The organism is Haloarcula sebkhae, assembly GCF_014647415.1.
Lineage (GTDB): Archaea > Halobacteriota > Halobacteria > Halobacteriales > Haloarculaceae > Haloarcula > Haloarcula sebkhae.
In genome coordinates, this window is sequence record NZ_BMPD01000002.1 from 715,104 (window position 1) to 725,583 (window position 10,480).

Consider the following 10,480-nt stretch of genomic DNA (forward strand, 5'->3'; position numbering starts at 1 on the left):
GTTAGTTCGTCTCCGTGGACGGGCTTGCGTCTGGCGTCGAGGCGGCATCGGAGACGAGCGTGCCGCCACGGATGAACAGCCGTTCGTCGAACCGCTGTGCCAGTTGCGGGTCGTGGCTGATGACGACGAGGGCGGTTTCCGTCGACTCCTTCATGCTGAACAGGAGGTTCAGCACCGACTCGGCAGTGTCCGGGTCTAGCTGCCCGGTCGGTTCGTCGGCGAGGACGATTTCGGGGCGGTTCGCGAGCGCCCGTGCGATGGCGACGCGCTGTTTCTCACCCCCACTCAGCGTCGCGGGGTACTGGTGTTCGAGCCCGGCGATGCCCAGCCGTTCGAACAGCGTGTCCAGCCAGCCCGGGTCGCGGTCGCCCGCGTGCTCCTGCGGGAGCGACGCGTTCTCGCGGGCCGTCAGGTCGCCGATGAGCTGGAAGTCCTGAAAGACGAACCCGAGCGTTGTCCGCCGCAGGCGAGCGCGCTGGCGTTCGGACAGGGTACTCGCGTCCCGGCCGTCAACCTCCAGCCGACCGCTAGACGGTGGTTCTAGCAGTCCAAGGACGTTGAACAGCGTCGATTTGCCGGCCCCGCTAGGGCCCTGAACGAGCATCGCCGCGTCGGACCCGACCGTGAGTGAGACGCCGTCGAGAATCTTGGTGCCCCGTCGTGTGACACACAGCTCCGAGCCGACGAGGACGGGGTCAGTCATTGTCGGCCTTTCTGCCGGCCCCGTATTGTATGCCACGGTTACATACCCGGGATAGATGAAGGTGGGGACTATCGAACCGGGTCCGCTCAGCACCTCGTCAGCAACTCGTTCGATTCCCGCCGGGCCGAACGAGGTACACCGAGTCGAGGCCGCGCGTGTCATACACCACGTCGTTCTCGTAGCGCCATTCCTCCAGCGCCGCGGGCGTGGTCTTCTCGCTTCCTGCCGGGAATAGGTGTGCTCCGGTGGTTCCCCACGACGACCGCGAGAGCGTCGGGCAGTTGGGTTCCGAACCACCACCGAGCCATCGGGCCGTCGGCTGGTACGTTCCGTTGGCTGAACCCGGATAGTACAGGTCGACAATACGGCTGAACGGGTGGTCAGACGCCCACTGCTCGTCGACGTGGTCCGCGGTGAACGTCGCGGCCGCGAACTGCGATTCGGTCGCGCCGGTCGGGAACGCCAGCGTATCGAGGTTGACGAACGCGATGGGCATCGTCGCAACCGCGGCCACTACGACGACGACTGTCAGGACTGTTGCGAGTCGGTGGCTGCGCGTCCTCGGCGTTCCAAGCCCACCATCCGGCGACGGCGACCGCTGGTAGGCGACCGACACGAGGCCGAGGCCAGCGAGCACGAACACGGGTAGATGAACGAACGTCTGCCCGCGGAGCGCCGTCCCGTAGTACTCCGGCGTCAGCGAGGCGGTCAGCGAGAAGTACACGATGACAATCGGTGCCAGCAGCAGCGCCAGCACGACTGGACCGATCCGTCGACGGTCGCGGCTCGCACGTGGGAGTCCGACGACCGCAAACACCACCGGGACGGCGAAGGCCGCGACGAGCACCAGAAGCCCCGCTGGCGTGGTCTGTGTCCCGGGGAAGACGGTCTGCAACGCGTTCGCGCCGAGCGTCAGGAACCAGAGGCCGACCGCGCCGCCGATGGTCACCCGCTGCAGACGAGCGCTCGTCCGCTGAAACCAGACCAGCGTCGCCACCAGCACGACGAGCCAGGCCAGGAACAGTCCCGGATACGCGCTGATGCGGTCGACGTAGGGAACCACCAACTGGGACTGCTCCGCGATCCGGTAATACCCCCACATGTACACCCAGAAGCCCGCGACGACGGCGAGCGCAGTAACGGCGTCACGGCGCGACGGAATCCTGGCGAGATGGGCGGCTAGCACTCCCGTCAGTACCAGTCCAGCGATGAGCGAGCTGAACGTATGTAGGAGCGGGAAGGCAGCGAACAGGACGACCACAACTGCGCCCCATCGACGCCGGTATCGCTCCGTCGTGAGCAACCGATGGACGGCAATCGCAAACAGCGGAAGCAAGAGAAACGCCAGTGCCTCCTCGTCCGTCTGTCCAGTCCGCCGGAGATAGATTCCCTCCACCGCGAGCCCCATCCCGACCACGCCCATCGCCAGCGTTGTCCGCGAGTGATGCCAGCGACTCGACTGTGCGAGGCGCTTGACCAGCGCCATCGCCGTCAGACAGGACGCCGCACCGGTCACCGCGACGACCGGCTGGGCGATGTACAGCGGCCGCTCACCGGTAAGTGCGCCGACGACTGTCAGAACAGCGGTAAATACGATGTTGTCCGCGCGGAACCGCGCGAGGGGAAACGTTCCGGTCCGAAGCGTGTCCCTGGCCAGGGCGACGTATCCGAATCCGTCTAGCGTCGAGGGCAGCGGCGTCCAGTGGAGCGTCGTCAGTCGGGCCGCGACTGCCACGGCCAGCACAGCTACGATGAGCAGCACTCGCCCCTTCCGGCCGTCACTCATTGGCGGGTCCTACAGCGGGTGGGTGTAAGATAGTTACCGCATTTCGACGGGCGATCCGACCGCCGTTACAGCCGGTCATCTGGAGACAGCTACCGCTAGCCCCCTCCAGAAACTCGTTCGACCCGGTGGACAGAAGCGGCTGGCCCCAGCTTCTATGTAAGAAATTTTATATTATAAGGAGCGACCAGCCGGTCACGAGTCCCCGTTCGACTTGATTTTACGGGCACGTTCGACAGCCGCTTCCGCGCGTGCCGGATCAACCGACGTCGGTGCGAACGCTGCCGTCTCAAAAGCTTCGACAACCGTTTCGATATCTGTCATCCGTTCCTCGGGAACGCCGTGCTCCTGGCTCCGCTGGAGGAGTTCCCAGTGTGTCGCCCCCTCGTCAATGCCGTTTTCCACCGCTAGCTCGTCGTGGACTGCGGTGTACGCTACCATCGCTGCGGCGTCGTAATTTTCGCTAGCCAGAGACGTCTCGGCGCGGTCCTCGAACGTCGGAGTCGTCGCGTCCGGTTGCGCCCCCGTCTGGTCTGGCCCGGTCATCGATGCCGCAGTTTCCCCAGCTGGGACAGCCGAGTCCGTAGTCCGGGACCGGCGGCCCCGCGATACGACGAACCAGGCCGCGACGATAACTGCAAGCACTGCCCCGCCACCGAAGATGGGCAGCCAACTGTATCCGATAATCCCGTTTACGAAGCCAGTTGCTGGGTTCTCGTCAGGGCCGACCGGTGGGTTGCCGCCACCGGACCCAGCCACCAGCGTTGTCGTTGCGGTCGCGTTACCGAGGTTCGAGGTCGGTTCCTCGTACGTGGCGGTAACCGTAACTGACTCGTTGTTCTGCAGATCCTCAAGGACAGTCTGAAAGGACCCGTCCCGGTCCGTCTCGACGAGTTGGGTTCCACCAGCACCGACCTGCAGCCGTACCGGGCGACCCGCGACAGGGTCCCCGGCACCGGTCTGGAGTTGTCCCCGGACGAGGACCCCCTCAGCTGTTCGCGATGCATTCACTGAGAGGTCTGTCCGAGTCATGACCACGACAACAGGGGTTTCCGACTGTGCGCCCGCTATCGCTCGGTTCTCATACGGAATCCGGGCGACAACTTGGCGGTCACCGTCGTTTATCGATGCCGGGAGTCGGATCGTTTCTGTGGCGGTGCCGTTCGATCCGGTCGTCGTTCGTGCGACGACGGTATCACCAATGGCGAACTCGACTGGTACCTCGTCGACACCTCTCAACTCGACTGTCACGGACGCTGTGGCGTTGAGTCGGTCGCCGTACCCCACCGTCTCCGGTGCGATTTCGCTCGTCACGTCCGGGGTCACCTGTTGTACGTCAATCGCGAACGTGGCGTTGTCGGACAGGTACACCGAGTCGGCATCCGGGACGTACTCGACCCGCACGGATTGTGACCCGAGCCTGGCCGAGCGTGGCCGGTACTGCGTTTCGAACACGCCGCTCGAATCAGTCTGTACAGTCCGAGTCCGGTTCTCGATCCTGAGTTCGACCGCCTCGTCCGCGACGACCGAGCCGTTCTCAGTCTGTATCTGCCCGGAGACCGTTCCGGGGTCGCTAAACGATGCAGTCGAATCGATCGCCTGAACCGTGAGTGTCGTCCCGACGAGCGTCTCTTCACGGATAACTGCCTGCGTCGCCGTGATGTTCGCTGTCGTCTCGTTGATTTCAGTCTGTCCAGAAGAGAGGTCGACAGACGTCGCGTTCTCGATCCGGTCGAGATTCTGGTTCAGTTTTTTGCTCCTGTCGCTGATGTTCGATGCCGTTCGCTCCATCGCACGCGCGGTAACACGAGCCTCGCGTTCGTTACCCCGCTCGCGTGCTGTCTGATACGCCGCGTACTGTTGCCGATACCGCTGGACCTCGTTCGTGAGATTTCGCTGGTTCTCGCCCGCGGCCTCGAACTCCCTCGCAGCAGTGTCGTCCGTATCTGAGGACGTGTCTCCGGCAACCTCGACGTACTGCTCTAGGCGCTTGTCGTAGTCGTCGCCGAGGACCGACCGTGCCTGGTCGTACTGGTCGTTCGACAGCGCAATACTACTGTTTTCCAGCTGCCCTCCCATCGTCCGGGCTAACCAAGCGGCCGTTTCGTCACTGTACTCGCCGTCCGATACCGAATCCGGGTTTTCTTGTTGCGTCTCGTTATCGTCCGTCGGCGTCTCCACCTGCCGGTTCAGAGCCGGACCCCCGTCATCAACTCCCATCGCTGCCACCCCACCAGCGCCCACTGTGAGCCCTACTACTGTCAGGGTGACCAGCACGACCCACGACTGGCTCCGGAACACACCGAGTTATTCTGCTGGTTTGATAAAATCCGTTCGGTTGCCTCACCGGAACCAGTCGCAGTCATATACTGTGACAGAAAGCGACGTAATCAGCTATTTTTTTACCGCGCCGACATGACTCACTGCTAATGGCTGAAACCAGGGCGTGGAAACTCCTCTTGCCGCGCCAACTCCGCCACCTCCCGGCCGATCTGGCAGGAGTCATCGGCGTGGTGATTCTGACGAATCTGGCTGCCCTCCTGCCGGTCGTCTCCGACACGCCGGTCCGTATCATCGTCGGACTCGTGTTTGTCCTCTTCATTCCCGGCTATGCGTTCATTGCAGCGCTGTTTCCGGAGGCCGGGAGCGGACCGAATGCTGACGATGAAACTGTCGCGAATCATGAGGCTGACGGGATTGACGGGATCGAACGGACTGCACTCTCGTTCGGACTCAGTATCGCCCTCGTTCCGCTGGTCGGACTGGTGTTGAACTTCACGCCGTGGGGGATCCGCCTGCTTCCGATTCTCGTGTCACTTAGCGGTCTGACGCTCGTGTTGACCGCTGTCGCGGCTGTTCGACGCTGGGCGTTGCCCGCCGATGAACGGTTTCGCGTCCCGTACCGTGCGTGGCTCAGTGCCGGACGTGCGGAGTTGTTCTCGCCGGCCTCACGGACGGACGCGGCCCTGAACGTGCTATTGGTCCTGAGCATCCTGCTTGCGGCCGCCAGCGTCGGCTATGCGGTCACAGTACCAAAGGACGGCGAGCGGTTCAGCGAGTTCTACCTGCTGACCGAAGACGAGGACGGCGAACTCGTCGCTGACGGCTATCCCACGGAGTTTCAACAGGGCGACAGTCGCTCGTTGATCGTCGGTATCGGGAATCAAGAACACGAACGGACGGAGTACACCGTTATCGCCGAGTTACAACGCGTCGAACGCGTCGGCAACGAGACCCGGGTTCGGGAACGATCGGAACTGCGGCGTTTCCAGCCGACGCTGGGACACAACGAGACTTGGCACCGTCAGCACGAGGTGACACCCAGAATGACTGGCGACAGGCTTCGGCTCCAGTACCTGCTGTACCGCGGTTCACCACCTGAGACTGTGGATCAATCGACAGCATACCGGGAAGTCCATCTCTGGGTGAACGTAACCGGTTAATCCACGTTCCCGTAGAGGGCAGAGCTAGCCCAGATAAAACGGGGCTGTCCCGCTGCCCGCTCTCTGAACACCGAATCCGGCGAACAGCTTTTGTTTTCTCGGATCATTCGATTTACGGTGTACCCCACAGGCCACTTCCTCCTCGCAGCCGTTCCGTTGACGATATATACGGTGGTTCGGTGGCGTCACCTCCCGTCTGGGCCGATGGTACTGCTCCTGCTTGTTGCGACGCAACTCCCGGACGTAATCGACAAGCCGCTCGCGTGGACGTTCGCTATTCTTCCGAGTGGGCGTATGCTGGCCCACTCGCTGGTCATCTCGCTCCCCGTCCTCACCGTCATTGTACTGCTGGCTGCCCGCCGTAGCTACGGGCGGTACGCAGTGGTGTTTTCTGCCGGCTACCTCTCGCACATCGCCGGCGACTTCTATCCGATTGTGCGGCTCGGAACTGACTACTACTTCTTTCCGAACCTGTTCTGGCCGCTGTTGTCAGCAAACCCCGATGGAACGCCGTCGTTTGCGGCGCATTCGCCTGACAGTCTACTCTCGCTTGCCGTCCCCCTGATCGTCTTCGGACTGGCCGTCAGCTACAGTCTCGTGACGGTGTACCAGAGATACGAGCAGGTCCCAGCCGAAATACCACAACGGTAACACGTTCACGGCCGGCAGTCGTTGCCACTGAAGCAGTGGGTCTCAAGCGGCGGGTTTCGGGCTATCTGTCAGAGATCGTGCCTGCTGTTCCCAACACTGGAGAGAGACGGCTAAAACGAAAACGACTGTTCAGACTGGGGCCGCGGATTCGATCGGCGTTTCGCCGCAGTCGACACAGATGTACTCTTCGTCAACGGTGAGCACAACCGGTGAGTTACACTTGATGCACTTGATTTTCGCCGCACGAGATGGCTTTGCGTAGTCCCCCATTGTATGTACCTTACACAGTCATGTTATATGTAAAATTTCATAAAATTATCCCTTTCAGCAACATGGTGTCTGTAACCGCTAGTGACATGATAGTTCAGCTATCCGGGAAACGTAGAGTTCGGATTGGTATACAGCGGGGAAAGAAATCGCGTCAGAGAATAACCGAAGCCGCTGCGTAACCTGTCGAGTTCGTTAGTCCCGTCGTGCCAGGAACCCGGCACCTAGCAGTGCTAGCACCGCGACGAGGACGGTGAAACCGGGACCACTCGATTCCGTGGTTTCAACCGTTCCAGTTGTGGCTGTCTCATCGGGTTGCTGTGCCCCACCTCCTGCGGTCGTAACTGTTTCCGTCGGTTCCGTTCCGACTTCAGTCTCGGTACCGTCGTCGGTTTCAGTGTCAGTCGTCGCTTCGTCCGTCGTGTCTTCTTCAGTGCTCTCGTTATCGGAGTCGTTGTCGTCGTCAGAGTCGTTGTCGTCGCTATCGTCATCGTCATCGCTGTCACTGTCATCATCGTCGCCATCGTCGCCCGAATCCGTCTCGTTCGACTGTGACAGTGTGACCGTTCCGGTGGCGGAGTTGATCTCGTCTGAGTCTTCGCCAATGGCGATGTGCACGTACGTGTACGTCCCGTTTGGCCAGGAGTCGAGCGTTTCGACATCGACGGTCGTATCGGGGGCATCAGATACCGTCGTCGCAGAGGCATGCATCACGTCATCACCGGTCGAATCCGGTGATGCTTCGGAGAGAACGAATCCGAACAAACCGACCAATCCCGCCGACGGCATCGCTCCTGCCGTCGTCGTGTCCACATCGGTGAAAGTGGCGTCATCATCGGTTGACGAGACGCCGTTGACACCGTCGAAAGAGTTCTCGACCGTGACCTGGTCTTCCGAGAAGTTCTCACCGATTTCGCCGGTCACACGGACGGTGCTCGTCCGCTGTTGGAGTTCGTCCTCGTCGAGTACCAGCACGGCGTGCGTGACAGAATCGTCGTCCAGTTCGGTCTCGATATCGAGCGAGACGTTATCGCCAGCGGTGATATTGTCAGAGGGGGCATCGACCGTAGACGCGCTTTCCTGAACCAGTGTCTGTTCGACGCCGACGACAGTCACGTTCCCATCGGCCGTAACATTGTTGTCCGAAACGGACAGGCCCTGTCCGTCATCGACAGTGACCAGGATAAAGCCGTAGGCACCACCCGAGTTAGGTGTATACGACGTTTCGAGCACCCCGTTATTGTCTATCGAACCGACCCCTTCCGCGTCATCTAGCAGTTCGACCGAGTTGGCGTTGGAATCGTTCGTAAAGATATCAACCAGATCGGTTCTGATACTTCCTTCGCTAAACCCGGACGCAGATGGGTCTTCAGAAAGTCTGACAGCGAGCAGTTGCGCCTCATCGCCGGCAAGTCCCGTCGTTCCAGCACCGGTCGTTGATTCGAACGTCAGATCCACTGATTCGCCCGTTTCGTGAATCGTGTACTCTTCTCTGTTGAGGGGGACGTCACCGGTCTGGGCGGACTCGATGTTGATATACGTCTCCGGGGCTGCTATCGTCGTTGGGCCGGTTGAGGACGTCCGAAGCGGGAGCAGCGACCGTTCCCAGACATCCACGTTTTCCGTCACTGCTCTCGTTTGCTCTTCATCGACTGGCGTTGCCGCTGCCGACGTTACCGATAGGGGCGCGGCTAACACCAGCAGCACTGTAATCGCACAAATTACAGTTCGTTTTCCGTTTGTTGTTTTATACATTACTGAATTTTTTCGGAGGGGTATGGTATAATTCTTATGCAGTGACATTCGACGGTACACAGTATCATATTAAGCTTACAAAACACGTAGACACTGTCTGGGAATTTTACAGCGCGAATCATGGATCGTGCCCCGGTAAGTTACCCTATTCGTATTTGTGAAAACGGTCCGAATTGATGTGTTTTTGATAGTAAGGACTCGACAGTGGGCCCGGGTTTAACATCAGTTATCCAATATCTGCCGTGTCATTGGAGTAGAGTCCGCACACGTCGGCGCACAAAGAGATACTGTGTTCGGTGGCCTCAACCAGTGAAGGCCACCCCGATCAGTTATTCCGCGTCCCCTTCGTCGTCTCTAGTATCATTCTGTCCGTTACCGTTGGCCGGAGGACCGCCACCGTTGCCCGGGCCATCACCGTTATCAGGGCCGCCGCCCGGACTCACTGTCACCGTGCCAGTGTCCGAGTTGATAGCCCCGGTTTCGTTACCGACTGCGACGTGAACGTACTGATACGCACCGTTTGGCCAGGAATCCAGGGTCTGGACCGTCACGTTGGCGTCAGCGTCACCGCTGACAATCGTTGTAGAGGCATGGATAACGTCTCCGTCAGCGTCCGATTCGGCTTCGGAAACCACCGTGCCGAACAGCCCCGGTAACCCGATCGAAGGTATCAACTGGTTCTCGGAGAGGTTGAAACTCCCCAGTATAGTGTTGCTCCCGACCGTTCCAACACCGCTGACGGCATCGAAGGAATTCTCGACGGAGACCTGGTCAGCGGAGAAACTCTCGTTCAGTTCGCCCGACACAGTCACCGTGCTCGACTGCTGCTGGAGTTCGCCCTGTCGAACCAGCAGGACCGCGTGGGTAGCGTTTTCGTCTTCCATCTCAGTGTCGACAGCCAGCGTGACGTTGTCACCGGGGTTGACCGGGTTCTGAGTCCGCTCGACATTCGAGGCGTTGTCCTGCACCACAGCCTGTTCGACGCCGACGACGGTCACGTTCCCGTTGACAGAGACGTTGCCGTCCGACACCGATAGCCCGTCATCACCCTCGTCGACAGTCACCAGAACGAAGCCGTATGCGCCGCCCGATTCGGGGGTGTAGGACGCCTGCAGTTCGCCATCCTCGTCTATCGTGTCGACGCCTTCCGCGTCATCGAGTAGCTCCGATGACGTAGTGTCCGAGTTATTTGCGAAGACATCTTCGAGGGAAGCGCCGGAAATGTTGCTAGCGTTTACCCCTGCCGTAGTCGGTGCTTCATCCAACTTGACAGCCAGCAGTTGCGCCTCGTCGCCGGCGAGTGCTCTCGTTCCAGCGCCGATCCTTGATTCGAAGGACATGTTTATCGACTCGTTGCGCTCATGGATCGTCACCGTCCGTTTGTTGAGCGGTAAGTCGCCAGTCGCAGCTGATTCGACGTTGATGAACGTCCGCGGTGCCGCTATCGTGGTCGGCCCTTCTGACGTCGTTCGAAGCGTGAGCGGGGACCGCTCCCACACGTCGACGTTTTCGGTCACCGAGATCGACTGGCTCTCAGCAACGGGGGTTGCCCAAGCAGTGGTCGTCACTGATAACGGACCAGCGAGTACCAACGCGACTGCCATGACGAAGATGACAGCCGGTTTTATTATTGGTGTTTTTACCATTATAGAAACATTACTGAAGCCTGTGATATATTTCTTGTGCAGCGGTACTATTTTGAGGCCCTTACAAGCCCTCTATGCCGACATATACTATTAACTGGAGTACAATTGACTGTTTTTCTGTAGTTATGAGTTTGTGACAAATAGCTACAGATGGCACTGTCTAGTTGAGCGAGTTTGAGAAGTGAGCAGGCCGTTGCGAGAACTGTTCATGGAACTCGCAGACCTGCTCAGA

The 10,480-nt window shown here is 60.0% G+C and carries 8 protein-coding genes; 2 read left to right on the forward strand and 6 right to left on the reverse strand.

The genetic code is table 11. The annotated features are described in order from the left end of the window. Position 1: 1 nt before the first annotated feature. From IEY38_RS09665 to IEY38_RS09675, 3 genes are all read right to left on the reverse strand, one after another. A complete protein-coding gene (locus tag IEY38_RS09665; protein WP_188977318.1) occupies positions 2 to 703 on the reverse strand; it encodes an ABC transporter ATP-binding protein in 702 nt (233 codons plus the stop codon). A 97-nt stretch (positions 704 to 800) separates the two neighbouring features. Continuing rightward, positions 801 to 2,489 (reverse strand): sodium:phosphate symporter, encoded by a 1,689-nt coding sequence (locus tag IEY38_RS09670; protein WP_188977320.1) that lies wholly within the window; start codon positions 2,487 to 2,489, stop codon positions 801 to 803. 192 nt (positions 2,490 to 2,681) lie between these two features. Beyond that, positions 2,682 to 4,706, reverse strand: coding sequence for a hypothetical protein (locus IEY38_RS09675; RefSeq protein ID WP_188977374.1), 2,025 nt, complete (start codon positions 4,704 to 4,706; stop codon positions 2,682 to 2,684). A gap of 209 nt (positions 4,707 to 4,915) precedes the next feature. On the opposite strand from IEY38_RS09675, the gene IEY38_RS09680 reads away from it, so the two are divergent. Then, entirely contained in the window at positions 4,916 to 5,929 is a 1,014-nt protein-coding gene (locus IEY38_RS09680) for a DUF1616 domain-containing protein (RefSeq protein WP_188977322.1), read from the forward strand. A 117-nt stretch (positions 5,930 to 6,046) separates the two neighbouring features. After that, entirely contained in the window at positions 6,047 to 6,580 is a 534-nt protein-coding gene (locus IEY38_RS09685; RefSeq protein WP_188977324.1) for a metal-dependent hydrolase, read from the forward strand. Between the two features lie 129 nt (positions 6,581 to 6,709). On the opposite strand, the gene IEY38_RS09690 is transcribed toward IEY38_RS09685, so the two are convergent. The 3 genes from IEY38_RS09690 to IEY38_RS09700 form a co-directional block, all read right to left on the reverse strand. Further along, positions 6,710 to 6,850, reverse strand: coding sequence for a hypothetical protein (locus IEY38_RS09690; RefSeq protein ID WP_005534211.1), 141 nt, complete (start codon positions 6,848 to 6,850; stop codon positions 6,710 to 6,712). A 192-nt stretch (positions 6,851 to 7,042) separates the two neighbouring features. Further along, positions 7,043 to 8,602 (reverse strand): PGF-CTERM sorting domain-containing protein, encoded by a 1,560-nt coding sequence (locus IEY38_RS09695; RefSeq protein ID WP_229775262.1) that lies wholly within the window; start codon positions 8,600 to 8,602, stop codon positions 7,043 to 7,045. Positions 8,603 to 8,931: 329 nt separating this feature from the next. Further along, positions 8,932 to 10,206: a PGF-CTERM sorting domain-containing protein gene (locus IEY38_RS09700; RefSeq protein WP_188977378.1), complete on the reverse strand. Its 1,275-nt coding sequence runs from the start codon at positions 10,204 to 10,206 to the stop codon at positions 8,932 to 8,934. Positions 10,207 to 10,480 lie beyond the last annotated feature (274 nt).

Coding starts and splice junctions, on each gene's coding strand:
- IEY38_RS09665 (WP_188977318.1), bottom strand. CDS start 703: ATGACTGACCCCGTCCTCGTCGGCTCGGAGCTGTGTGTCACACGACGG.
- IEY38_RS09670 (WP_188977320.1), bottom strand. CDS start 2,489: ATGAGTGACGGCCGGAAGGGGCGAGTGCTGCTCATCGTAGCTGTGCTG.
- IEY38_RS09675 (WP_188977374.1), bottom strand. CDS start 4,706: ATGGGAGTTGATGACGGGGGTCCGGCTCTGAACCGGCAGGTGGAGACG.
- IEY38_RS09680 (WP_188977322.1), top strand. CDS start 4,916: ATGGCTGAAACCAGGGCGTGGAAACTCCTCTTGCCGCGCCAACTCCGC.
- IEY38_RS09690 (WP_005534211.1), bottom strand. CDS start 6,850: ATGGGGGACTACGCAAAGCCATCTCGTGCGGCGAAAATCAAGTGCATC.
- IEY38_RS09695 (WP_229775262.1), bottom strand. CDS start 8,602: ATGTATAAAACAACAAACGGAAAACGAACTGTAATTTGTGCGATTACA.
- IEY38_RS09700 (WP_188977378.1), bottom strand. CDS start 10,206: ATGGCAGTCGCGTTGGTACTCGCTGGTCCGTTATCAGTGACGACCACT.